Genomic DNA, 24,660 nt, shown 5'->3' on the forward strand with positions numbered 1-24,660 from the left:
GAGCTGAGCGGGAGGAGCATCATGGGCGCTGGCCACGGCCACGGTCACGGCACCGCCGCGGCCGCGCACCGGTGGCGGCTGCGGTGCGCGCTGGCCATCACGCTGCTGGTGATGGCCGTGGAGATCGTCGGTGGGCTGGTGGCCGGTTCGCTGGCGCTGCTGGCGGACGCCGGCCATATGGCGACCGACGCGGTGGGGCTGGCCATGGCGCTGCTGGCGATCCACGTCGCGGGCCGGCCGCCGAGCGCCCAGCGGACCTACGGCTGGGCGCGGGCGGAGATCCTGGCCGCGCTGGGGAACTGCCTGCTGCTGTTCGGGGTGGGCGGCTACGTCCTGATCGAGGCGGTGCGCCGGCTGGTGTCCCCGGCGGGCACCGAGGGCGGGCTGACGATCGTCTTCGGCGCGATCGGCCTGGCCGCGAACGCGGTGTCGCTGGCTCTGCTGCTGCCCGGCCAGCAGGAGAGCCTGAACGTGCGGGGCGCCTTCCTGGAGGTGCTGGCGGACGCGCTGGGCTCGGTGGCGGTCATCGTCTCGGCCGTGGTCATCGTGGCGACGGGCTGGCAGGCGGCGGACCCGGTGGCCTCGCTGGTGATCGCGCTGATGATCGTGCCGCGCACCTGGAAGCTGCTGCGGGAGACGCTGGACGTGCTGCTGGAGGCGGCGCCCCGGGATGTCGACATGGCCGAGGTGCGCAGTCACATCCTGGCCGTAGCGGGCGTCGAGGACCTGCACGACCTCCACGTTTGGACCATCACCTCGGGGCTGCGGGTGCTGTCCGCACATGTCGTGATCAGCCCGGACGTACTGGACGCGAGGGGCCACGAGCGGATGCTCCACGATCTTCAGGGCTGCCTCGGCGAACATTTCGATGTCAGGCATTGCACGTTCCAACTGGAGCCTGGTGGACATGCTGAGCACGAGGCCCGGCCGTGCCTGTAGACAACCGTCTCGACAACCGTTCCCGCGACCTGTGAGAACCCGCCGTCAAGCGGGCGAGATTTGCCAGACTTGAAGGCTCCCGACCGACAATGAGGATGGTCATGCCGATCACACGCGCACATGGGCGTACCGCCGACACCGCCGCCGGTGCGGCCACCGCACCGACCGGATCCACGGACCCGATCATGCTCGAACTGGTCGACGAGACGGGTGTGACCATCGGCACCGCGGAGAAGCTCTCCGCCCATCTGCCGCCGGGCCGCCTGCACCGCGCCTTCTCGGTCTTCCTCTTCGACGACGAGGGGCGGCTGCTGCTCCAGCGCCGGGCACCGGGCAAGTACCACTCCCCCGGTGTCTGGTCGAACACCTGCTGCGGCCACCCCTACCCCGGGGAGCCGCCGTTCGTGGCGGCGGCCCGGCGCACCGGCGAGGAGCTGGGGGTGGCGCCCGCGCTGCTGCGGGAGGCGGGCACGGTCCGCTACAACCACCCGGATCCGGCCTCCGGACTGGTCGAGCAGGAGTACAACCACCTGTTCGCGGGGGTGCTGCGGGCGACGCCGCGGCCGGATCCGGAGGAGGTCGGCGAGACGGCCTTCGTGACCCCGGACGAGCTGCGCGCGCTGCGCGAGAGAGGTCCGTTCTCGGCGTGGTTCATGACCGTGCTCGACGCGGCGCGGCCGGTGATCCGGGAGATCACCGGGCCCGGCGCGGGTTGGTGACCGGCGCCACGACGGGAGCGACCGGCGTAACGGGGGCGGCCGGCGCGACGGGGGTGGCGGGCGTGACGGGCGCGACCGGAGTGGCCGCCACGCCGGGTGCGGTGTGTGCGGCGGCCGAGCGCCCCGGGACGAGCGGCAGGGCGGCCCACACCGCCTTGCCGCCGCCGGCGGTGTGCTCGACGTCGTAGACCCCTCCCGCCTCGCTGGTGATGGCCTGGACGAGCAGCAGCCCGCGCCCGCCGGTCCCGCAGTGGTCCGCCGCCAGCGGAGTGGGCCGGTAGGGGTGGTTGTCCTCCACCGCGACGCGCACCCAGTCGGGGCCGATGGACACCTCGATCGCGATCTGCGGGGAGAGCAGCGCCGCGTGCCGGACGGCGTTGGTCACCAGCTCGGAGACGATCAGCAGCAGGTTGGGCAGCAGATCGCCGCCGGTCGGCACCCGCTGGTGGAGCAGCAGGTCGCGCACCGCGTGCCGGGCCTGCGGCACGGAGGAGTCCAGCGCGGGGGCGGTGAAGCGCCAGGCCCCCTCGTACGTCATCGGCGCGCGGGGCGCCGTCCGTCCATGGTCCGGAGGGACGCTCCCCAGGATCTCCATGTCCGATACCCACCCTCCCCCTGGGGACGCCGCCCGGGCCGCCAGGCCCTGGGGCCCGCCGCTGGGCGGTACCCCCAGCCGCAGCCCGACCGCTCACGTCGAGTGTTGGGAATCACCGGGCATGGCCTGGGCCACTGAACACAAGTCAGCGGGTATCGATGGCATCTGACCGATTTCGCGCCCATCAGCCAGACCTCTGACAGCTCCCGATCGACTACTTCCGGCTCCGGGAGCGCTCGCCTGCGCCCCCGGTGACCGCCCGTGATCCCGGGTACCGGCGCCGTCCGGCCGAGGGGGCCGGATACGATCCGCCGCATGGAGCCCATGGAGCCCGGCCTGGAGCACGCGAGCGCGGACGGCGTCGCGACCGTCGTCATCCGCAACCCCGCCAAGCGCAACGCGATGACGGCCGGCATGTGGCGCGAGCTGCCCGCCCTGCTGGCGCACTACGCCGCCGACCCGGCCGTGCGGGCCCTGGTCCTCACCGGCGCCGGGGACACCTTCTGCGCGGGCGCGGACATCTCGGGGCTGGCCGGGTCGAGCGAGGCCAAGGGGCTGGCGGTGGCCGCCGAGGAGGCGCTCGCCGCCTTCCCCAAGCCGACCCTCGCCGCGATCCGGGGCTTCTGCGTGGGCGGCGGCTGCCAGCTGGCGGCCGCTTGCGACCTGCGGTTCGCCGAGGAGGGCAGCCGGTTCGGGATCACCCCGGCGCGGCTCGGCATCGTCTACGGGGCGTCCTCGACCCGGCGACTGGTGGAGCTGGTAGGCCCGGCCACCGCCAAATACCTGCTCTTTTCGGCCGAGTTGATCGACGCGGACCGGGCGCTGCGCACCGGACTGGTGGACGAGGTGCTGCCGGCGGGCGCGCTGGACAAGCGGGTCACCGAGTTCGCCGCGGTACTGGCCTCCCGTTCGCAGCTGACGCAGGCGGCGGCCAAGGAGTTCGCCGCGGGCCCGGCCGACCCGGCCCGCATCGCGTACTGGGCCGAGCAGGCGCGCGGCAGCGACGACGAGAGGGAGGGCGTGAGCGCCTTCCTGGAACGCCGGACGCCGCGCTTCACCTGGACACCACCCCGGCACTGACGCCTCCGGGCTCCGCGCCGGACCGCGGAGGGGCTGGTCGTTCCCGATACCCGCGAGTAACGTGCGGGCATGACTTCACTGCCCGACCGCGCCGGCCGCCGCTGTCACCACGTCATCAACCCCCTGCACTCCGCCGTCTACTTCGCCCCCGACTACCACCGGGAGCTCTCGGCGCTCGGCCTTCCGGAGCGCTCCGCCGCCTACTTCGTCGCCCGCTCGGCGGCGCTGGGTCCAGTCGGCCCGGGCACCGTGACCGCGACCTTCCACAACTTCAAGTACGAGCTCGTGGCACGGCACCTGCCCGCCGCCTGGGAGGTCGTCTCCCCGCAGGCGGCGCTCGACATCCGGCTGCGCGCCGTCGACGCGGTGCTGGGGCGGCTGCTCGGCGAGGAGGTGATCGCCTCCAAGGAGATGGCGGAGGCCGCCGAGCTGGCGCTGCGCGCCACCGAGGCGTGCTCGCGCGCGGCCCGTCCGCTCTACTCGGCCCACGCCGACCTGCCCGTCCCCGACGCCCCTCACCTGGCGTTGTGGCACGCCGCGACGCTGCTGCGCGAGCACCGTGGCGACGGGCATCTGATGGCCCTGGTGGCCGCCGGGCTGGACCCCGTCGAAGCACTGGCCAGCCACACCGCCAGCGGCCACGGCCCGTCGCGCAAATGGCTCCAGGCCACCCGCGGCTGGACGGACGAGGAGTGGCAGGCGGCGGAGGACCGGCTGCGCGAGCGGGGACTGATGGACGCCGCGGGCCGGCTGACCGATGCGGGCACTCAGCTGCGCAAGGCGCTGGAGAACGAGACGGACCGGCTGGACCGGGCGCCGTACGAGCACCTGGGCGCCCCCGGGGTCGAACGGCTCACCGAGCTGGCCGGCGCGTTCACCACCACGGCGGTCGCGGCGGGGGCCTTCCCGGCCGACCTCCGCAGCGCCGGCTGACGCGCGCCCGCGGGACCCGTGGCCCACCCGGGCGGGCGGGGTTTACCGAACGGGTGGGCGGTTACCCGACCGGCATCCGCGCCTCCGCACGGAGGCGACTCGCTGCCGGGAGGAATCATGTTCCGCGCCATCGCCGATGTGCTGCGTGCCATCGGCTCGACCCTCGCCGACGTCGTCACGCTGCCCTTCCGCGCTCTCGCCCGACTCTTCGGCGGGGGTTCCCGTGGCGGCGGCGGGGCGCGCCGTCGGCATGTCTGACCCGCCTCGATCGCCCCGCCTCCGTCACCTGCCACAATGCAGACCGCTAAGTGGACGGGATGACAAGGAAGCCGAGCGTGATCGTGACGACGTCCATCGAAGGCAGGATCGCCGAGGAGATCGGCGTAAGGGAGCGGCAGGTCAAGGCCGCTGTCGAGCTGCTCGACAGCGGCTCGACCGTGCCGTTCATCGCGCGCTACCGCAAGGAAGCGACCGAGATGCTCGACGACGCCCAGTTGCGGACGATCGAGGAGCGGCTCCGCTATCTGCGGGAGCTGGAGGATCGCCGGGCCGCGATCCTCGACTCGGTCCAGTCGCAGGGCAAGCTCGACGAGGCGCTCAAGCGGCAGATCCTGGCCGCCGACTCCAAGGCCCGGCTGGAGGACATCTACCTGCCCTTCAAGCCGAAGCGGCGTACCAAGGCGCAGATCGCGCGCGAAGCGGGCCTCGCGCCGCTCGCCGACGGGCTGCTCGGGGACCCGTCGGTGGAGCCGCTCGCCGCCGCGGCCGCGTTCGTCGACGCGGACAAGGGCGTCGCGGATCCGGCAGCCGCGCTGGAGGGCGCGCGGGCCATCCTCACCGAGCGCTTCGCGGAGGACGCGGACCTCATCGGCGAGCTGCGTGAGCGGATGTGGGGCCGGGGCCGGCTGGCGACCAGGGTGCGGGAGGGCAAGGAGGAGGCAGGCGCGAAGTTCGCCGACTACTTCGACTTCGCCGAGCCGTTCACCCAGCTGCCCTCCCACCGGGTGCTGGCCATGCTGCGCGGCGAGAAGGAGGAGGTCCTCGACCTCACCCTGGAGCCGGAGGAGCCCGCCGCGGAGCCCGGCCCCTCCTCGTACGAGCCGATCATCGCCCGGCGCTTCGGCATCGCCGACCGCGGCCGGCCCGCCGACAAGTGGCTGGCGGACACCGTGCGCTGGGCCTGGCGCACCCGCATCCTGGTCCACCTCGGCATCGACCTGCGGCTGCGGCTGCGCACCGCCGCGGAGGACGAGGCGGTGCGCGTCTTCGCCGCCAATCTGCGGGACCTGCTGCTGGCCGCCCCGGCGGGCACCCGCGCCACCCTGGGCCTGGACCCCGGTTTCCGTACCGGGGTGAAGGTCGCCGTGGTGGACGCCACCGGCAAGGTCGTGGCCACCGACACCGTCTATCCGCATGTGCCGCAGAACAAGTGGGACGACTCGCTGGCCAGGCTCGCCCGGCTGGCCAAGGAGCACGCCGTCGAACTGGTCGCCATCGGCAACGGCACCGCCTCCCGGGAGACCGACAAGCTCGCCGGTGAACTGATCAGCCGGCACCCGGAGCTGAAGCTGACGAAGGTGATGGTCTCGGAGGCCGGCGCGTCGGTGTACTCCGCCTCCGCGTTCGCCTCGCAGGAGCTGCCGGGTCTCGATGTGTCGCTGCGCGGCGCGGTCTCCATCGCCCGACGCCTCCAGGACCCGCTGGCCGAACTGGTCAAGATCGACCCGAAGTCGATCGGAGTCGGCCAGTACCAGCACGATCTGTCCGAGGTGAAGCTCTCGCGTTCGCTGGACGCGGTCGTCGAGGACTGCGTCAACGGCGTGGGGGTGGACGTGAACACCGCGTCCGCTCCGCTGCTCGCCCGGGTCTCGGGCATCGGCGCGGGCCTGGCCGAGAACATCGTGGCGCACCGTGACGCGAACGGGCCGTTCCGGTCCCGCAAGGCGCTCAAGGACGTGGCCCGGCTGGGCCCGAAGGCGTACGAGCAGTGCGCGGGCTTCCTGCGGATCCGCGGCGGGGACGACCCGCTGGACGCCTCCAGCGTGCACCCGGAGTCCTATCCGGTGGTGCGGGCCATGGTGAAGTCGGTGGGCGGGGAGGTCGCCGCGCTGGTCGGCGACTCCACCGTGCTGCGCTCGCTGAGGCCGGCCGACTTCGTCAACGAGAAGTTCGGTCTGCCGACGGTGACCGACATCCTGCGCGAGCTGGAGAAGCCGGGCCGCGACCCGCGCCCGGCGTTCAAGACCGCGACCTTCAAGGAGGGCGTCGAGAAGCTCGGCGACCTGGCGCCCGGAATGGTCCTGGAGGGCGTGGTCACCAATGTGGCGGCCTTCGGGGCCTTCGTCGACATCGGCGTCCACCAGGATGGTCTGGTGCACGTCTCGGCGATGTCCAAGACGTTCGTCAAGGACCCGCGGGACGTGGTGAAGCCGGGCGACATCGTGAAGGTGAAGGTCCTGGACGTCGACATCCCGCGCAAGCGGATCTCGCTGACGCTCCGGCTGGACGACGACGCGGCCGCGCAGGCCGGTGCCGGTGCCGGCGCTGGCGCCGGCCGGGACCGCGGTGAGCGGGGCGAGCGCGGTGGCCCCCGGCGCGGCGCGCCGCAGCAGCGGCGGGGCAGCGGGCGGGAGTCGCGCGGCGGCGGTGGCGGCGGTGGCGGTAACCGGGACGCGGCGGCTCCGGCGAACGGGGCGATGGCGGACGCGCTGCGGCGGGCCGGCCTGCTGTAGCTCTTTTTCCGGGGCTCCGCCCCGTACCCCGCTCCTCAATCGCCGGAGAGGCTTGTTCTTCCGCCCGTCGCAGGCAGAAATTCAAGCCCGACCGGGGTATTTCAAGCCCGTCCGGCGATTGAGGACTGGGGGTCCGGGGGCTAGCCCCCGGCGACGGCCTCAGCGGCCCTCGGAGACGCGGCCCCCCGACACCCTCAGCTGCCGCGTCGTGCGCACAGCGTCAAGCATCCGCCGGTCGTGCGTCACCAGCAGCAGCGTTCCCGGGTAGGAGGCCAGCGCGGACTCCAGCTGCTCGATGGCGGGCAGGTCGAGGTGGTTGGTGGGCTCGTCCAGGACCAGCAGGTTCACGCCGCGGGCCTGGAGCAGGGCGAGCGCGGCACGGGTGCGCTCGCCGGGCGAGAGGGTCGCCGCGGAACGCAGCACATGGTCGGCCTTGAGGCCGAACTTCGCCAGCAGTGTCCGCACCGCGGCGGGATCCAGCTCCGGCACGGCCGCCCCGAAGGCGTCCAGCAGCGACTCGCCGCCGAAGAACAGGGCGCGGGCCTGGTCGACCTCGCCGACCACCACCCCGCTGCCCAGCGAGGCCGCGCCGCGGTCCAGCGGGAGGCGGCCGAGGAGGGCCGCGAGCAGGGTCGACTTGCCGGAGCCGTTGGCGCCGGTGATGGCCACCCGGTCCGCCCAGTCGATCTGGAGGTCCACCGGCCCGAGGTGGAAGTCACCGCGCCGCACCTCGGCGCCGCGCAGGGTGGCCACCACCGAGCCGGAGCGGGGCGCGGCGGCGATCTCCATGCGCAGCTCCCACTCCTTGCGCGGTTCCTCGACCACCTCCATCCGCTCGATGAGCCGGTCGGTCTGCCGGGCCTTGGCGGCCTGCTTCTCGGTGGTCTCGACGCGGGCGTTGCGGCCGATCTTGTCGTTGTCGGAAGCCTTGCGGCGGGCGTTCTTCACGCCCTTCTCCATCCAGGCGCGCTGGGTGCGGGCGCGGGCCTCCAGCGCCGCCCGGGTGTCGGCGTACTCCTCGTACCGCTCGCGGGCGTGCCGCCGGGCGGTCTCGCGCTCTTCGAGATAGGCGGTGTAGCCGCCGCCGAAGAGGGTCACCTGCGCTTGCGCGAGGTCCAGTTCGAGGACCTTGTGGACGGTACGGGCGAGGAACTCGCGGTCGTGGCTGACCAGCACGGTGCCGGCCCGCAGGCCGGTGACGAAGTCCTCCAGCCGGCGCAGTCCGTCCAGGTCGAGGTCGTTGGTCGGCTCGTCCAGCAGGAAGATGTCGTAGCGGCTGAGCAGCAGCGAGGCCAGCGAGGCGCGGGCGGCCTGGCCGCCGGAGAGCGCGGTCATGGGCCGGTCCAGGCCGGTGTCCAGGCCGAGCGAGGCGGTGACCTCCTCGGCGCGCTCGTCGAGGTCGGCGGCGCCCAGGTCGAGCCAGCGCTCCAGGGCGATGGCGTAGGCGTCGTCGGCGCCGGGCGCTCCGTCGGCGAGGGCCTGGGTGGTGGCGTCCAGCTCTGCCTGGGCGGCGGCCACGCCGGTGCGCCGGGCCAGGAAGCCGCGCACCGTCTCACCGGGGCGGCGGTCGGGCTCCTGCGGGAGGTGCCCGACGGTGGCGTGCGGCGGGCTGAGGCTGACCGCGCCCTGCTCCGGGCCGGCCAGCCCGGCGAGCAGTCGCAGCAGCGTGGACTTGCCGGCGCCGTTCGCGCCGACCAGGCCGATGACGTCGCCGGGGGCGACGACGAGGTCCAGGCCGGAGAAGAGGGTGCGGTCGCCGTGCCCGGCGGCGAGATCCTTGGCTACGAGGGTGGCAGTCATCAGACCGTCGATCCTACGGGGTGTCCGCCCGGCCCCACCTGTGGTTTTCACTCCGGCCGGGGCGAAGGGGGCGGCCGCGCGGGTACCGGGAGCGCGGCGCCCGGCCGGCTCCTCGTCAGGGCCCGCCCTCCGGTGGGCGGTTGCCGGCGCTGCCCGGGCCGATGCGGATCTCGAAGTCGCCCGCGTACTTCTCGTGCCCGGCGATGACGGCCATGGAGACCGCCTCCTCGCCCTTCTCGCCGCGCACGATCAGCGGGTCGCGCCGCAGGTCGCGCATGAGGGCCACGCACATCGCCACCATCACCAGGGTGAAGGGGGCCGCGACCAGGATGGTCAGGTTCTGCAGCCCGGTGAGGGCCTCGCCTCCGCCGCCGCCGATCAGCAGCATGACGGCCGCGACGGCGCCGGTGACCACGCCCCAGAAGACGACGACGAGGCGGGCCGGTTCGAAGGAGCCCTTCTGCGAGAGGGTGCCCATCACGATGGAGGCGGCGTCGGCGCCGGAGACGAAGAAGATCCCGACGAGGATCATCACCAGCACGCTCATGGCGGTGGCGACCGGGTACTCCTGGAGCACTCCGAACAGCTGGGCCTCGGGGGTGATGTCGCCCTTGAGGTGGCCCTTCTCGCGGAGCTTGATCGCGGTGCCGCCGAAGATGGCGAACCACATCAGGCTGACCGTGCTGGGCACCAGGATGACACCGCCGACGAACTGCCGGATGGTGCGGCCGCGGCTGATGCGGGCGATGAACATGCCGACGAACGGGGTCCAGGAGATCCACCACGCCCAGTAGAAGACCGTCCAGCTGCCCAGCCATTCGGCGACCCGGCGGCCGCCGGACGCCTCGGTGCGGCCGACCAGCTGCGGCAGGTCGCCGAAGTAGGCGCCGATGGTGGTGGGCAGCAGGTCGAGGATGACGACGGTGGGCCCGACGACGAACACGAACACGGCCAGGCAGAGCGCCAGCACCATGTTGATGTTGGAGAGCCACTGGATGCCCTTCTCCACCCCGGAGACCGCGGAGGCGACGAACGCCACGGTGAGGACCGCGATCACCGCGACCAGCAGCCCGGTGCCGACGTGGCTCATCCAGCCCAGCTCCTCCAGGCCGCTGCCGATCTGGAGGGCGCCCAGGCCCAGCGAGGCGGCCGAGCCGAAGAGGGTGGCGAAGATCGCGAGGATGTCGATGAGCCGGCCGGCCCAGCCGTGGGCGCGCTCGGTCCCCAGCAGCGGGGTGAAGACGGCGCTGATGGTCTGCCGGCGGCCGCGCCGGAAGCTGCCGTAGGCGATGGCCATGCCGACCACGGCGTAGATCGCCCACGGGTGCAGGGCCCAGTGGAAGAGGGTGGTGGCCATCGCCTCCTGGGTCCGCTCGGCGGCGTTCTGCGGGTGGGTGCCCGGGGGCGGCTCGACGAAGTGGGCCAGCGGCTCGCTCACGCCGTAGAACATCAGACCGATGCCCATGCCGGCGCTGAACATCATCGCGACCCAGGAGACGGTGCGGAATTCCGGTTCCTCGCCCTCGGCGCCGAGCGTGATCCGGCCGTAGCGGCTGACGGCCAGCCAGAGGGCGAAGAGGACGAAGCCGGAGGCGGCCAGCATGAAGGCCCAGCCGCCGTTGTGGATCAGCCGGGACAGCGCGCTGTTCGACACGTCCTCCAGCGTGTCGGAGGCCAGCGCGCCCCACAGGACGAACGCCACGGTGAGTCCGGCGGTGACACCGAAGACCACCCGGTCGGTGTGCGGGACGTGCGTGCCGTGGGGGCTGCCGGGCATGTCCGGTGTCACCTGGGGCTCGCCCCAGTCGTCCTCCTCGCCTTCGTGGGTCTCGGGCACGCCTCGGCCTTTCGCTGGGATTGACCGGAATGTCCGGCCATCCCGTACCCCCTACCACATGCGCCGGCGTCCCAAGGCCCGACGCGGCCACGGACTCAGCAGGCGTTCTCCGGCCGGCCCACGGTCAGGTGGTAGGCGGCGCGGCCGTCCAGGAGCAGCGGGACGAGCGCGCGCAGCGACTGCCGCAGCGGCACCAGGTAGCCGCCGCCGTCCCGGCGCACGACCACGCCGTGCAGCGCCAGCTCGTCCCGCACCTCGGCGTACTGCCCGGCGTCCAGGCGGTAGCCGCACGGCGGGTCGGCGAGGACCTCGCTCGCCGCGGGCGGGTCGTTGTCCGCGCCGCCGAGGTACACCGGTCCGCGGTCGGCGAGGCCGGCGAGCCGCGCGCCGGTGGTGGCCGCCTCGATCCGGCCGCGCCGCTCCCGGTCGAAGTCCAGCAGTCCGGCGAGCGCGGCCTGCTGGGAGTCCACCCGGCGGCGGTTGTTGACGGCCGGATCGGCCTTCTCGGCGTCGGTGAGGGCGTCCACCCGGGTCTCCACCAGCAGTCCGACCGCGTGCTTGGTCCCGGCGGTGTTGCGCAGGATGCGCTCCTGGCCGTCGCCCGCGACCTGCTTGACCGGCTCACCGGTGACCGGGTCTGTCCAGATGCCGTAGACCCCGGTGGAGTACCCGGCCCGCTGCGCCTCGGGCCGGACGTAGGTGTCGGCGAGGGTCCGGGCCTCGGCGTGCACCGCCCCCGCGGTGTTGAGGTTACGCGGCCACAGGGTCAGCAGGTCCTTGACGTAGTACGGGGCGGTGGATCCGTACTCGTGCAGGTCGTAGACGACATCGGGGCGGTGGTCGCGGATCACGCCCGCGATGGCCCGCGCCTCCGGGGTGCGCAGCGCGATGTGGTCGCGGTTGATGTCGACGCCGTCGGCGTTCTCGCGGGTGTCGGCGGCCCGGCCGTCCGGGTTGGCGGTGGGCACCACCAGCACGGTCGTACGGTCCAGGAAGGCCCGTGTGCGCTCGTCGGTGGCGAGGGCGAGGTCACGGATGGTGGACAGGCATGCCTCGCGGCCGGAGGGCTCGTCGCCGTGCTGGGAGCAGATGAGCAGCACGGTGTGGGCGGTGGGCCGGCTGCCGCCGACGCGGACCAGCCGCAGCGGGCGATCCTGCGTGGTGGTGCCGATGCGCCGGACGGTGACCCGGTCGCCGGCCGCCGCCACGGCGGCGAGGAAGTCCCGCTCCTCGGGCTGGGTGGTCCAGCGGGCGCCGTGGCTGGTCTCGAAGCCGGTGCGGGGCGCCTGGGGCTCGGCCAGCGCGGGCGAGGTGAGGGCTGAGGCGGCCAGGACCACGCCGACGATGCCGCACAGGGCGGTCCGGACCCGGGATGCGCTCACTCTCACTGAAGGTGCCTCCTTGGCGTGGCGGCCGGGCCGCGGTGGGGGTCACGACACGCCCGGACGGTAGCGCGAGGGACGCCCGCACAGAAGGGGGCCAGGTCCGAACGCGCCGCCGCAAACGGGCAGATGGGGCGTCTCGTGTCAACGAAGTGTCGACCATATGACAGATAAGGCCATGGACATGCCGTTGGGGCTGATGAGTACATAGAGTCCCGAGTGATCGTTTCTGATCGTTCTCCCCTACGAGTTGGAGGACTCGTGCGTCACAGACTCCTCGTCCCGACAGCGGCCGCAGCCTGCATGGTGCTGGCGATCCCGGCATCGGCGGCCGAGCCCTCGCCGGGCGCCCCCGGCCTCGGGGACTCCTACTACCCCACCAGCGGCAACGGCGGGTACGACGTATCCCATTACGACCTGCGTCTGAAGTACCAGCCGACGACGGACCGGCTGGAGGGCACGGCGACCATCCTCGCCTCCGCCAAGCAGGACCTGTCGCGCTTCAACCTCGACTTCGCCCTCGATGTCGACTCGGTGCTGGTGGGCGGAAGGAAGGCGAAGTTCAAGGCGACCGGCGACCACGAGCTGGAGATCACACCGGCTCAGGTGCTGGACTCCGGCAAGCCGTTCACCGTGGTGGTGCGCTACCACGGCACGCCGTCCGAGGTCCAGGTCGGCGGCTACTCCGCCTGGCTGCGCACCCCGGACGGCGGGGTGGCGGCCAACGAGCCGGATTCCGCCTCGTGGTGGTTCCCCAGCAACGACCACCCGCTGGACAAGGCCACCTACGACATCTCGGTGGCGGTGCCGGACGGCAACCAGGCGATCAGCAACGGCACGCTGCAGTCGACCCGTTCGACCGCCGGCTGGACGCGCTACAACTGGCGCTCCAGCAAGCCGCAGGCCAGCTACCTGGCCACGCTGGCGGTCGGCAAGTTCGACGTCACCACGGACACCACCCCGGGCGGGCTGCCGGTCGTCAACGCCTACAGCAAGGACCTGGGCGAGAACGCGGGCGCCGCGCGGGCCAGCATCGAGCGGACCGCCGAGGTCGCCGACTGGCTGACCGAGGTGTTCGGCCCGTACCCCTTCACCGCGCTCGGCGGCTATGTGCCGAACGTCAAGACCGGGTACGCCCTGGAGACCCAGACCCGGCCGTTCTACAGCCCCCGGCAGTTCGGAGGCGGCTCCAACGTCTCCGTCGTCGTACACGAGCTGGCGCACCAGTGGTACGGCGACAGCGTGTCGGTGAAGGACTGGCGGGACATCTGGGTGAACGAGGGCTTCGCCCGCTACTCCCAGTGGCTGTGGTCGGAGAAGGAGGGCGAGGGCACCGCGCAGGAGCTGGCGGACTTCGTCTACGCCCAGCACCCGGCCGACGACGCCTTCTGGACCGTCAAGCCGGGAGACCCCGGTCCGGAGAACCAGTTCCACCTCGCGGTGTACGACCGGGGCGCGCTGGCCCTCCAGGCCCTGCGCAACGAGATAGGTGACAAGGCGTTCTTCGCGCTGCTGAAGGACTGGCCGACGGCCAAGCGCTACGGCAACGCCTCGGTCCAGGACTTCGTGACCTTCGCCGAGAAGGCCACCGGCAAGCCGCTCGCGGAGCTCTTCGACACCTGGCTGTTCACCCCGTCGAAGCCCACGGCCCCGGCGGCCCGGCAGGCCTCGTTCACGGCCAAGGCCAAGCCGGCCAAGCCGAAGTCGTGGAAGAAGATCGCGGCCACCAACACGATCCACGATCACCACGACGGCCACTGATCGGCGACCGCTGATCGGCACTGCTGAGGGTCAGCGCCCAAGCGGTGGTTCTCGCGGCGCCCGCCGATGACCGGACCTCGTCCCGGTCACCGGCGGGCGCCTGGGGGCACCTCCTGGGGGTACCCCCGGACGGAGTCCGGGGGAGTTAGCTGGGGGAGCGTCGCGGCCGACGGCCGGCGCCTGGCCGCCCGGGGTCAGGCCGGCGGGTGGCGGGTGTGCCGGCGGGCCAGCATCCGGGGCAGCGCGGTGCGCAGCGGCGGCGGGGTCAGCGCGAAGGCGACGCGGACCACCGCGGCGAAGCGGCGCAGGGCGCGGGCCCGGCGCGGCGACCAGTCCAGGCCGAAGCGCGTCCGCAGCACCGGCGGCAGCGCGCCCGTGGTGACCAGCAGGATGCCGCGGCCCAGCACGTCGGCGACCGGCCGCCACAGCGGCGGCGGCAGCCACCACACCGCCGGGCGGGCCGGGTGCCGGAACATCTCCAGGAGGGCGCCGACCGCCGGGTTGGCTGCCAGCCGCTGTTCGACCATCGTGTCGTAGTACGCGCGGAACGCGGGCCAGTCGGGCGGCAGCTGCTGGTCCGTCATGCCCCAGATCCGGCCGAGGTCGCGCATCTCGCGGTAGTACGCCTCGGTGAGCGGGTCGGGCAGCGGGGTGCCGTAGAGGCGGTGGGCGTCGACGGCGCCCTGCACCAGGGTCGCGTGCACCCAGTGCCAGGGTTCCGGGTCCAGGGCCCGGTAGCGGCGGCCCTCGGCGTCCAGGCCGGTGATGGCCGTGTGCAGCTCGCGCAGGCGCGCGGCCTCCGCGACGGCCGCGGACCGCCCGCCGTAGACCATGGTGCTGAGCGAGAGCATGGTGTGCCACAGACGCGGCCACGGCGAGCTCCGGTAGGCGGAGTGCTGGTCGACGCCGGTGCCGACCACCGGATGGGCGACCTGGAGCAGCAGCAGTTCCGGGGCCACCAGCAGGCATCGGGAGTCGCCGAAGTACCGCTGAGCCGGGCCTCCGGGGCGGGGCACCCGGGCGGGCGGGACGGACCCGACGCCCGGGGCGTGCTCGGTCCCCATGGCTCCATTGTCCCGCCCGCCGGGCGCCGCCGGGGTTTCACAGTGCCGCTGAGACAGCAATACTGTTGAACCTGAAGGAGCGCGGTTCGAAAGAGTGAGGCACGGCCGATGACCAGCGAGACCGGGGATCCGACGCTCACCGTCGACGAACTCGCCGCACGTGCCGGCGTGACCGTCCGCACGGTGCGTTTCTACAGCACCCGCGGCCTGCTGCCGCCGCCGGAGATCGGCCCCCGCCGGGTGGGCCGCTACGGGCCGGAGCATCTGTCCCGGCTGGCGCTGATCGAGGAGTTGCAGCACCACGGCATGACGCTGGCCGCCATCGAGCGCTATCTGGAGCAGCTGCCCGAGGGCCTGAGCGCCACCGAGCTCGCCCTGCACCGCGCCCTGGTGGCCTCCTGGGCGCCGGACGCGCCGGAGGAGATCACCCGCGCCCAGCTGGGCCGCCGGGCCGGGCGGGAGCTGTCGGACCAGGACATCGACGGGCTGGCGGCGATGTCGGTGCTGCGCCGCACCGAGGATCCGGATGTCTTCCGCACCGACCCGGCCATTCTCCACCTGGGGCTGCGGCTGCTCGATGTGCCGATCGCCATGGACTCCGTCCTGGCCGCCCACGCCGTCGTCACCGAGCACACCAGATCGGCCGCCCGGGAGCTCACCCGGCTCTTCCGCAACGAGGTGGGCGGCGAGGAGCCGGCCGCGATCAAGTCGCTGTCGGCGCATATGCAGCCGCTGGTGGTGCAGGCTCTGGTGATCGCCTTCCAGCGGTCGATGAAGGAGGAGCTGCGGGCCTGGTTCGGCGAGGGCGGCCCCGACCGCGAGGCCTGACCGGACCGCGAGGCCTGGCCCGACCGCCAGGGGCTGACCGGGCCCGCAGCTCCCCGCGGGATCACTCGTCGCTGAACGTACTGCCCGCGGCGGCCTTGTCGAGCAGCAGCCTCGGCGGCGCGAACCGGTCGCCGTAGGCGGCCTGGAGCTCGCGGGCGCGGGCCACGAAGCCGGGCAGCCCGTTGTCGTAGCCGTTGATGTACTGCAGGACGCCGCCGGTCCAGCCGGGGAAGCCGATGCCCATGATGGAGCCGATGTTGGCGTCCGCGACCGAGGTCAGCACGCCCTCCTCCAGCAGCCGGACGGTGTCGATGGCCTCGGCGAACAGCATCCGTTCCTGCATGTCCCGGAAGGGGATGGTGGTGCCCTCCCTGGTGAAGTGCTCCCGCAGCCCGGGCCAGAGCGCGGTCCGCTTGCCGGTCGCCTCGTCGTAGTCGTAGAAGCCGGCGCCTCCGCTGCGCCCGGGGCGGCCGAACTCGTCGACCATCCGGTCGATGACCGCGTCCCCGGGGTGCGGGGTCCAGGTGCCGCCCGCCGCCTCGACGGCCTGGCGGGACTCCTCGCGGATCTTGCGCGGCAGGGTGAGGGTCAGCTCGTCCAGCAGCGAGAGCACCTTGGCGGGGTAACCGGCCTGGGCGGCGGCCTGCTCGATGGAGACGGGGTCGATCCCCTCCCCCACCATCGCCACGCCCTCGTTGATGAACTGGCCGATCACGCGCGAGGTGAAGAAGCCGCGCGAGTCGTTCACCACGATCGGGGTCTTGCGGATCTGGCGGACCAGGTCGAAGGCGCGGGCCAGCGCCTCCTCGCCGGTCGCCACGCCCTTGATGATCTCCACCAGCGGCATCTTGTCGACGGGCGAGAAGAAGTGCAGCCCGATGAAGTCCGCCTGCCGCTCGACCCCTTCGGCCAGCAGGCTGATCGGCAGGGTGGAGGTGTTGGAGCACAGCAGCGCGTCCGGCGCCACGATGCCCTGGATCTCCTGGAACACCTTCTGCTTGAGCGCCGGATCCTCGAAGACCGCCTCGATGACGGCGTCGCAGCCGGCCAGGTCCTGCGGGTCGGCGGTCGGGGTGATCCGGGCCAGCAGCGCGTCCCGCTCCGCCTCGGTCGTACGGCCCTTGGCCAGCGCCTTGGCGAGCAGCCGCGCGGAGTACTCCCTGCCCTTGGCGGCGGCTTCCTCGGACACGTCCTTGAGGACGACCTCGATGCCGGCCCGGGCGCAGGAGTAGGCGATGCCCGCGCCCATCATCCCGGCGCCCAGCACGGCGACCTTGCGGACGCGGCGCGGCTCGATGCCACGGGGCCGGTTGGCGCCGGAGTTGACCGCCTGGAGGTCGAAGAAGAACGCCTGGATCATGTTCTTCGCGGTCTGGCCGGTGACCAGCTCGGTGAAGTAGCGGGCCTCGATGGCCTGCGCGGTCTCGAAGTCGACCTGGGAGCTCTCCACGGCGGCGGCCAGGATGTTGCGCGGCGCCGGGTAGGGGGCGCCGGCCAGCTGCTTGCGCAGGTTGGCGGGGAAGGCGGGGAGGTTGGCGGCGAACTTGGGGTGCGCGGGGGTGCCGCCGGGGATCTTGTAGCCCTTGACGTCCCAGGGCTGCCGGGATTCGGGGTGGGCGTCGATGAAGGCGCGGGCCTTGGCCAGCAGCTCCTCCTCGGTGGCCGCGACCTCGTGCACCAGGCCCTCGGCGAGGGCGCGTTGCGGGGCGTACTGGCGGCCCTGGAGCAGCACCTTGAGCAGGGCGTCGGTGATGCCCAGCAGACGCACGGTGCGCACCACTCCGCCGCCGGCCGGCAGCAGACCGAGGCTGACCTCGGGCAGGCCGATCTTGGAGTGCGGGGCATCGAGGGCGACGCGGTGGTGGCAGGCGAGCGCGATCTCGTAACCGCCGCCCAGCGCCGCGCCGTTGATCGCGGCGACCACGGGCTTGCCGAGGGTCTCGATGCGGCGCAGGTCGCGCTTGACGCCCATGCCCGCGTCGAAGGCGAGCTGGGCCTCGTCCGGGCCGATCCTGATCATGTCGCGCAGGTCGCCGCCCGCGAAGAAGGTCTTCTTGGCGGAGGTGACGATGATGCCGCGGATGGTGTCCCGCTCGGCCTCGGCCCGGTCGGCCACGGCTTCCAGGGACGCCATGAAGTCGGCGTTCATGGTGTTGGCGGACTGGTTCGGGTCGTCCAGGACGAGGGTGACCACTCCGGTCTCGTCCTGCTCCCAGCGGATGGTCGAAGCCGCGCTGGCGGGGGTCTCGCTCATGTGAAGTCTCCAAAATCAAGCCTGTCCTGGGGTCCCCTCACGCCCGCAGGGCGTAGGGGGAGCTTGAGGACGAACGGGCTGCCGGGTGTGCCGGAGGTGACGGTGCGGGGGCACCTGCTTACAGGCGCTCGACCACCGTCGCGATGCCCATGCCGCCGCCCACGCACAGCGTCACCAGGCCGAAGCGCTTGTCCTGGCGCTCCAGCTCGTCGACGAGCGTGCCGAGGATCATGGCGCCGGTGGCGCCCAGCGGGTGGCCCATGGCGATCGCGCCGCCATTGACGTTGATCTTGTCCAGGCTCAGGCCCATGTCCCGGGCGAAGCGCAGCACCACGGCGGCGAACGCCTCGTTGATCTCGACCAGGTCGATGTCGTCGATGGTCAGTCCGGCCTTGGCGAGCGCCTTGCGGCAGGCCGGGGCGGGGCCGGTGAGCATGATGGTGGGCTCCGAGCCGGTGACCGCGGCGGAGACGATCCGGGCGCGCGGGGTGAGCCCGAAGCGCTCGCCGGTCTCCGCGCTGCCGATGGCGACCAGCGCCGCGCCGTCCACCAGGCCGGAGGAGTTGCCGGCGTGGTGGACGTGGTCGATGGCCTCGACCCAGTGGTACTTCTGCAGCGCCACGGCGTCGAAGCCGCCGGCCTCGCCGATCGCCGCGAAGGACGGCTTGAGGCCGGCCAGGGTCTCCACGGTGGTGCCCGGCCGGATGTGCTCGTCGCGGTCGAGGACGACCAGGCCGGAGCGGTCGCGGACCGGGACGATCGACCGGTCGAAGCGGCCGTCCTTCCAGGCGTGGGCGGCGCGCTCCTGGGAGAGGGCGGCGTAGGCGTCGACGTCGTGCCGGGAGAAGCCCTCGATGGTGGCGATCAGGTCGGCGCCGATGCCCTGCGGGACGAACCCGGTCTCGTAGGCGGTCATCGGGTCGGCGAACCAGGCGCCGCCGTCGGACCCCATCGGCACCCGCGACATCGACTCCACGCCGCCCGCCAGCACCAGGTCCTCCCAGCCGGAACGGACCTTGGCGGCGGCGAGGTTGACCGCCTCCAGGCCGGAGGCGCAGAAGCGGTTCTCCTGGACCCCGGCGACCGAGTCGGGCAGCCCGGCGGCGAGTGCGGCGATCTTGGCGATGTCCGAGCCCTGGTCGCCGATGGGGCTGACGACGCCGAGCACGATGTCGTCGATGGCGGCCGGGTCGACCGACGGCAGGCGGTCACGCAGCTCGTGGATGAGGCCCACCACCAGGTCGATGGGCTTGGTGCCGTGCAGCGAGCCGCCTGCCTTGCCGCGCCCGCGCGGGGTGCGGATGGCGTCGTACACATACGCTTCGGTGGTCACTTGGAGAGCCCTTCACGTCAGGACAGCAGGGAACGGCCGATGATCTCCTTCATGATCTCGGTGGTCCCGCCGTAGATGGTCTGGATGCGGCCGTCGGTGAAAGCCTTGGCCACCGGGTATTCGGACATGTAGCCGTAGCCGCCGTGGAGTTGCAGGCAGCGGTCGGCGACCCGCTTCTGCAGCTCGGTCGCCCACCACTTGGCCATCGAGGCGTGCACCGCGTCCAGTCCGCCGGCCGCGTGCTCGGCGATGCAGCGGTCCACGAAGGTGCGGGTCACCGCGCACTCGGTGGCCATCTCGGCGATCTCGAAGCGGATGTGCTGGAGCTTGGCGAGCGGCCGGCCGAACGCCTCGCGCTCCTTCACATAACCGGTTGTGATCTCCAGTAGGCGCGTCGCGGCGGCCGCCGCGACGGTCGCGATGCTCAGCCGCTCCTGGGCGAGGTTGTTCATCAGGTGGACGAAGCCGCCGTCGAGCTCGCCGAGCAGGTTCTCCTTGGGCACCTTCACGTCGTGGAAGAACAACTCGGCGGTGTCCTGGGCCTTCTGGCCGATCTTGTCGAGGTTCCGGCCGCGCTCGAAGCCCGCCATGGAGCGCTCCACGACGAGCAGGCTCAGGCCGCGCGCCCCGCCCTCGGGGGTGGTCCTGGCGACGACGATGACGAGGTCGGCGAGGATGCCGTTGGAGATGAAGGTCTTGGACCCGTTGAGCAGCCAGTGGTCGCCCTGGTCCTCGGCGGTGGTGCGGATGCCCTGCAGATCGGAGCCGGCGCCCGGCTCGGTCATCGCTATCGCGGTGATGATCTCGCCGGAGCAGAAGCCGGGTAGCCAGCGGCGCTTCTGCTCGTCGGTGGCGAGCGAGGTGAGGTAGGGGCCGATGACGTCGTTGTGCAGCGGGACGGCGAGCCCGGAGACACCGGCTCGGGCGAACTCCTCGGCGATCACCGCGTTCCACCGGAAGTCGTCGGCCCCGCCGCCGCCGTACTCCTCGGGCACAGCCGGGCCGAGCAGGCCCTGGCGGCCGGCCGCCAGCCAGGCGGCGCGGTCCACGATCCCCTCCCGCTCCCACCGCTCGTGGTGCGGCAGCACCTCCTTCTCCAGGAAGGTGCGGACGGCCTGCCGGAAGGCATCGTGCTCGGCGGTGAACAGGTCGCGCTTCACGCTTCGGTCTCCCCGGTGTCCGTGTGGCTGTCCGTATGGGTGTCCGTGCCGGTGTGCGGCTGGGTGGTCAGCCCGGGTACGCCCCAGTCGGCGGCGATCGCGGCGGCGTCCGCGCCGGGGCGGGCCGGCGGCCGGTGGACCCCGGTGGGGGTGGCGCTGAAGCGCGGGGCGGGCGCGGGCTGGGTGATCCCGGCGTGGTCGACAAAGGTCGACCGGGCGGCCAGGTGGGGGTGGCCGGGGGCCTCGCGCAGCGAGAGCACCGGGGAGACACAGGCGTCCGAGCCGTCGAAGACGGCCGTCCACTCGTCCCGGGTGCGCGTCAGGAAGCGGGCCGCGACCGCGGCGCGCAGCTCGCCCCAGCGGTCGAAGTCCTCCCGGGCCGGCACCGCGTCCTCGATGCCCAGCAGCCGGATGAACTCGGCGTAGAACTTCCGCTCCAGGGCGCCGACCGCCATATAGCCGCCGTCCGCGGTCCGGTATGTGCCGTAGAAGGGGGCGCCGCCGTCGAGGAGGTTGGCGCCGCGCCGGTCCTGCCAGCCGCCGGCCGCCATCATGCCGTGGATCATCGCGGTCAGATGCGCGGTGCCGTCCACGATGGCGGCGTCCACGACCTGCCCGGCCCCGGTGGCCCGGGCGTGCTGGAGGGCGGCGAGGACGCCGATGACCAGATAGAGCGAGCCGCCGGCGTAGTCGCCGAGGAGATTGGCCGGGACGGCGGGCGGCTCCTGCGCCGATGAGCCGATCATGGACAGGGCGCCGGTGATCGCGATGTACCCGATGTCGTGTCCGGCGGTGCCGGCCAGCGGGCCGTCCTGGCCCCAGCCGGTCATCCGGCCGTAGACCAGCGCGGGGTTGCGCGCCAGAGCCTCCCGCGGGCCGACGCCGAGCCGCTCGGCGACCCCGGGGCGGTTGCCTTCGATGAGGATGTCGGCGCGCTCGATCAGGTCGAGCACGGCGGCGACCCCGTCCGGCGACTTCAGGTCCAGCAGCACCGAGCGCTTGTTGCGGTTGGTGAGGTCGCGGTCCGGGTCGATCCGCAGCCCGGCACCGCCGGGCCGGTCGACGCGGACGACATCCGCCCCGAGGTCGGCCAGCAGCATCGCGGCGAACGGGCCCGGCCCGATCCCCGCCAGCTCCACCACCCGCACCCCGGCCAGCGGGCCGTGTCCTGTCGCCGCCATCCAGCCCCCAGCCCTTGTGACAGTAATGCTGTAACACCACGGATGCTAAGAACGTGTTCCACTTTGCACAAGCCCCCGATGGGGGCAGGCCGGCAGCGACGTCCGCTGACCGCCGGCGGTCCGGCGGCCGAACCGCGGGGAGCCAGGGGCGGCGGGGCGTCGGATCAGCCGGCGTCGAGCCGGGCTATCAGCTTCTTCGGAGCGATCACCCGGTAGCTCTCCTCGACCCAGTCGCAGAGCAGGTCGGCCGGGGGCGCGCCCTCGCCCAGCGGCACCGACACCCAGCCGGCCCTGCCCAGCCCGTACCCGGTGGGGCGGGCGCCGGGGGCGGCCATGGCGTGCGCGTGCGCCGCCTCGTCCGTGAGCTTCATGGTGACGCCGGGCGGATCGGTGCCCTCCTCGGCGCCCAGGAAGACGAAGATCTTCTTGTTGACCTTGACGACGCTCTGGCCCCAGGGGAACTCCTCGACGGCTCCCGGCAGGCTCAGCGCGAAGGCGCGCACCCTCTCCCGCACGGCGAGCGGGTCTGACGTCGCGGTCATCGGTCCTCCGGGGGCGTGCGCCTGCCCGGTCAGGGGCGGCCTTCGGTCACTGATCGGTCTTCCACGCTATCCCCGGGCACTGACAACGGCCGCCCGGCGGAGCCCGGATGGCCGTCCGGCAGCAGGCGGTCGGCCGCCGCCGCGGGGTCGGCCAGCCGGGCGAGCCGGCGCGGCACGTCCGCTCCGACCAGGACGGCCACCACCAGGGTGAGCCCGAAGGTGAGCACCGCCAGCGCCCGCCCCAGCGACATGGTCTCGGCCATTTCGGCACCGAGCACCGGGGCGACGGCACCACCCAGCGCCCCGGTGTTGTAGACGAAGCCGAGCGAGGCGGCCCGGTGCTCGGTCGGGAAATGCCCCGCGAGGTACCTCGGCAGGATGCCCGAGACGCCCTGCCCCAGCGCGAGCAGGAAGAACAGCAGCACCCCGAGGCCCACCAGCGAGTCCTGGACGGCGAAGACGGGGAAGACGAAGGCGAGCGAGGACAGCAGGGCGAAGGCGTACGCGCGCCGGGTGCCGATCCGGTCGCCGGCGAACCCGGCGAGCCAGCAGCCGGCCATCGTCCCGAAGCCGGCGTAGGTCATCGCATCGGTGACCTCGGAGGGCTGGTAGCCCAGTTCGGTCTTGAGGTAGGTGGGCAGCAGCGCCTGGATCGGCCAGCTGGCGAGGAAGGCGCAGAAGACGGTGGATATCAGCGCGACGTACAGCACCCAGCCGCGGCGGCCGCCCAGTTGCGCGGCGAAGGCGAGGAGCGCGCCGGCGGCCAGCAGCGCCAGCGGCCGGCGCAGCCCCTCGCCCAGCGGGGTGAACACGCAGAACAGCGCGGTGCTCGCCGCCGCGGCGAGCACCGTGTTGACGCAGCCGCGGACCCGGCCGGCGAACAGCCGCCGCGTGAGCCCCTCGGATCGGGGGCGGGCCTGCCGGGCGGCCGCCTCGGCGCTCCACTCCCCGGCCTCCGGCAGCGCCCGGCGCGCCCAGAGAGCGACCAGCACCGGGGCCACGCCGATCCAGAACATCCAGCGCCAGCCCCAGTGGGGGACGACCCACTTGTAGAGCTCGGCGGCGAGGATGGTGCCGCCCGCGTAACCGGAGATCAGGAAGCCGGAGGCGCGATTGCGCAGCCGGACCGGCCAGCTCTCCAGGACGTAGGTGGCGCTGGCGCTGTACTCCCCCGCCATCCCCATGCCCACCAGCAGCCGGGCCGCGAAGAGGCTGGTGTGGTTCCACGCGCAGCCGCAGGCGAAGGTGCCCAGCGAGTAGAGGAGGATGCTGGCGATCATGGCGGGCTTGCGGCCGTACCGGTCGCCCAGCGCGCCCAGCAGCCCGCCGCCCAGCCAACGGGTGATGAAGGCTCCGGAGACCAGGCTCGCGGCCGCTGCCGTGCTGAGGTCGAACTCCTCGGCGATCTCGGTCAGCACCAGCGTGATCAGCACGAAGTCGAAGCCGTCGAGCAGATAGCCGACCCAGGCGGCGAACATCGCCTTCCACTGGCTGCCCGACACCTGCCGGTACCAGCGGATCGTCGCGCCGGTTGCGACAGGTGCCTCGGTCGCGTCGGATCCGGTCATGCCGGCAGGCCCGCTTCGCGCAGCAACCGCCGTACCGACGCGCGCGCGGACTCATCGAGCGGTCGCTGCGGGGCGGCGGTGGCCGGGCAGTCGATGACGCCGAGCAGGTGCAGCGCGGCCTTGAACCCGCCGAGCGCCGAGGAGCTGCCGCCCATGGTGGCCGGATCGCCGGTCTCGGTGAGCGCGAAGAGGGCGGCGAGCCGGTCCTGCTCGGCGGCGGCCTGGCGCCAGCGGCCGGCCCGGGCGTGCCGGTAGAGCCGCACATAGCCCTCCGGATCGACGTTGCCCAGGCCGGGCACGACGCCGTGCACCCCGGCCAGCAGCGCGCCGTCGACGGCGAGTTCGGAGCCGGTCAGCACCGAGAAGCCGTCGCTCGCGGGCAGCCGGCGCAGGGCCACCAGCAGGCGGCGCAGCGATCCGTCGTCGCCGCTGCTGTCCTTGAGCCCGGCCAGCGTGCCGTCCTCGATCAGGGGCAGCAGCACCTGGGGCCCGAGCTTGCTGTGTACCGAGGCGGGCATGTCGTAGGCGAGGAGCGGCAGGTCCACACCGCCCCGGACGCGCCGGAAGTGGTCGGCGATCTCGGCGGGGTGGGTGCGGGTGTAGAAGGGGGCGGTGGCCACCAGGGCGTCCACACCGGCCCGGACCGCGGCGCGGGCATGGTCCAGGACCCGTGCCGTCGTCATGTCGATCACTCCGGCGAGCACCGGTACGCGGCCCGCGGCCACCTGACAGACCGTCGCCAGCACGGCCTGCCGCCGGCCGTCGTCGAGGTAGGCGGCCTCACCGGTGGAGCCGAGCGCGAACAGGCCGCTGACGCCCGCGGCGATCAGCCGTTCCACCAGCGCGGTCAGGGAGCGGGTGTCGATGTCGCCCGAGGGGGTCAGCGGGGTGCACACCGGCGGGACGACCCCGGTGAGGGGAGCCGGAAGACGCATCGGATACCCCGCTTTCG

The 24,660-nt window shown here is 72.9% G+C and carries 20 protein-coding genes; 8 read left to right on the plus strand and 12 right to left on the minus strand.

The window, feature by feature from the left end; genetic code table 11:
- The first annotated feature begins 21 nt into the window (after positions 1–21).
- Positions 22–939 carry a cation diffusion facilitator family transporter gene (locus AC4BDD_RS04975; RefSeq protein ID WP_490689738.1) on the plus strand — a complete coding sequence of 306 codons (918 nt, stop codon included), beginning with the start codon at positions 22–24 and terminating at the stop codon, positions 937–939.
- Positions 940–1,040: 101 nt separating this feature from the next.
- Positions 1,041–1,658, plus strand: coding sequence for an isopentenyl-diphosphate Delta-isomerase (gene idi / locus AC4BDD_RS04980; protein ID WP_490689739.1), 618 nt, complete (start codon positions 1,041–1,043; stop codon positions 1,656–1,658).
- Here idi and AC4BDD_RS04985 read toward each other — a convergent pair.
- Positions 1,633–2,253, minus strand: coding sequence for an ATP-binding protein (locus AC4BDD_RS04985; protein WP_490689740.1), 621 nt, complete (start codon positions 2,251–2,253; stop codon positions 1,633–1,635). The genes idi and AC4BDD_RS04985 overlap by 26 nt on opposite strands.
- Before the next feature lie 324 nt (positions 2,254–2,577).
- Between AC4BDD_RS04985 and AC4BDD_RS04990 the strand changes: the two genes are divergently transcribed.
- From AC4BDD_RS04990 to AC4BDD_RS05005, 4 genes are all read left to right on the plus strand, one after another.
- Complete coding sequence (locus AC4BDD_RS04990; protein WP_490691665.1) at positions 2,578–3,333, plus strand: enoyl-CoA hydratase/isomerase family protein; 756 nt, start codon at positions 2,578–2,580, stop codon at positions 3,331–3,333.
- 69 nt (positions 3,334–3,402) lie between these two features.
- Positions 3,403–4,266 (plus strand): SCO6745 family protein, encoded by an 864-nt coding sequence (locus tag AC4BDD_RS04995; protein ID WP_490689741.1) that lies wholly within the window; start codon positions 3,403–3,405, stop codon positions 4,264–4,266.
- A 117-nt stretch (positions 4,267–4,383) separates the two neighbouring features.
- On the plus strand, positions 4,384–4,524 hold the full coding sequence (locus AC4BDD_RS05000; RefSeq protein ID WP_490689742.1) for an LPFR motif small protein: 141 nt from the start codon (positions 4,384–4,386) through the stop codon (positions 4,522–4,524).
- 83 nt (positions 4,525–4,607) lie between these two features.
- Positions 4,608–6,998, plus strand: a complete 2,391-nt coding sequence (locus tag AC4BDD_RS05005) for a Tex family protein (protein WP_490691666.1) — start codon at positions 4,608–4,610, stop codon at positions 6,996–6,998.
- 159 nt (positions 6,999–7,157) lie between these two features.
- Here AC4BDD_RS05005 and AC4BDD_RS05010 read toward each other — a convergent pair whose 3' ends face one another.
- From AC4BDD_RS05010 to AC4BDD_RS05020, 3 genes are all read right to left on the minus strand, one after another.
- Positions 7,158–8,798, minus strand: coding sequence for an ABC-F family ATP-binding cassette domain-containing protein (locus AC4BDD_RS05010; protein WP_490689743.1), 1,641 nt, complete (start codon positions 8,796–8,798; stop codon positions 7,158–7,160).
- Positions 8,799–8,913: 115 nt separating this feature from the next.
- A complete protein-coding gene (locus tag AC4BDD_RS05015; protein ID WP_490691667.1) occupies positions 8,914–10,575 on the minus strand; it encodes a BCCT family transporter in 1,662 nt (553 codons plus the stop codon).
- 155 nt (positions 10,576–10,730) lie between these two features.
- On the minus strand, positions 10,731–12,017 hold the full coding sequence (locus AC4BDD_RS05020; protein WP_490691668.1) for a M14 family metallopeptidase: 1,287 nt from the start codon (positions 12,015–12,017) through the stop codon (positions 10,731–10,733).
- 261 nt (positions 12,018–12,278) lie between these two features.
- Here AC4BDD_RS05020 and AC4BDD_RS05025 point away from each other — a divergent pair, with 261 nt between their 5' ends.
- The gene (locus AC4BDD_RS05025) at positions 12,279–13,778 is read left to right on the plus strand and encodes a M1 family metallopeptidase (RefSeq protein ID WP_490689744.1); all 1,500 of its coding nucleotides are present in this window, start codon (positions 12,279–12,281) and stop codon (positions 13,776–13,778) included.
- Between the two features lie 194 nt (positions 13,779–13,972).
- On the opposite strand, the gene AC4BDD_RS05030 is transcribed toward AC4BDD_RS05025, so the two are convergent.
- Positions 13,973–14,842, minus strand: a complete 870-nt coding sequence (locus AC4BDD_RS05030; protein ID WP_490689745.1) for an oxygenase MpaB family protein — start codon at positions 14,840–14,842, stop codon at positions 13,973–13,975.
- Between the two features lie 108 nt (positions 14,843–14,950).
- On the opposite strand from AC4BDD_RS05030, the gene AC4BDD_RS05035 reads away from it, so the two are divergent.
- Complete coding sequence (locus tag AC4BDD_RS05035) at positions 14,951–15,670, plus strand: MerR family transcriptional regulator (protein WP_490689746.1); 720 nt, start codon at positions 14,951–14,953, stop codon at positions 15,668–15,670.
- A gap of 61 nt (positions 15,671–15,731) precedes the next feature.
- Here AC4BDD_RS05035 and AC4BDD_RS05040 read toward each other — a convergent pair whose 3' ends face one another.
- The 7 genes from AC4BDD_RS05040 to AC4BDD_RS05070 all read right to left on the minus strand — a co-directional run bounded on the left by AC4BDD_RS05040 (position 15,732) and on the right by AC4BDD_RS05070 (position 24,643).
- Positions 15,732–17,924, minus strand: a complete 2,193-nt coding sequence (locus tag AC4BDD_RS05040) for a 3-hydroxyacyl-CoA dehydrogenase NAD-binding domain-containing protein (RefSeq protein ID WP_490689747.1) — start codon at positions 17,922–17,924, stop codon at positions 15,732–15,734.
- Between the two features lie 118 nt (positions 17,925–18,042).
- The gene (locus AC4BDD_RS05045; RefSeq protein WP_490689748.1) at positions 18,043–19,257 is read right to left on the minus strand and encodes an acetyl-CoA C-acetyltransferase; all 1,215 of its coding nucleotides are present in this window, start codon (positions 19,255–19,257) and stop codon (positions 18,043–18,045) included.
- Between the two features lie 17 nt (positions 19,258–19,274).
- A complete protein-coding gene (locus tag AC4BDD_RS05050) occupies positions 19,275–20,417 on the minus strand; it encodes an acyl-CoA dehydrogenase family protein (RefSeq protein WP_490689749.1) in 1,143 nt (380 codons plus the stop codon).
- Positions 20,414–21,598, minus strand: coding sequence for a CaiB/BaiF CoA transferase family protein (locus AC4BDD_RS05055; protein WP_490689750.1), 1,185 nt, complete (start codon positions 21,596–21,598; stop codon positions 20,414–20,416). The genes AC4BDD_RS05050 and AC4BDD_RS05055 overlap by 4 nt, the downstream gene beginning before the upstream one ends.
- A 164-nt stretch (positions 21,599–21,762) precedes the next feature.
- The gene (locus AC4BDD_RS05060) at positions 21,763–22,140 is read right to left on the minus strand and encodes an MmcQ/YjbR family DNA-binding protein (RefSeq protein WP_490689751.1); all 378 of its coding nucleotides are present in this window, start codon (positions 22,138–22,140) and stop codon (positions 21,763–21,765) included.
- Positions 22,141–22,169: 29 nt separating this feature from the next.
- Positions 22,170–23,708 carry a sialate:H+ symport family MFS transporter gene (locus AC4BDD_RS05065; protein ID WP_490689752.1) on the minus strand — a complete coding sequence of 513 codons (1,539 nt, stop codon included), beginning with the start codon at positions 23,706–23,708 and terminating at the stop codon, positions 22,170–22,172.
- Positions 23,705–24,643, minus strand: a complete 939-nt coding sequence (locus tag AC4BDD_RS05070) for a dihydrodipicolinate synthase family protein (RefSeq protein WP_490689753.1) — start codon at positions 24,641–24,643, stop codon at positions 23,705–23,707. Before AC4BDD_RS05070 ends, AC4BDD_RS05065 begins: the two co-directional genes overlap by 4 nt.
- Between the last annotated feature and the right edge of the window lie 17 nt (positions 24,644–24,660).

Source organism: Streptomyces sp. JLBT605 (genome assembly GCF_058215555.1).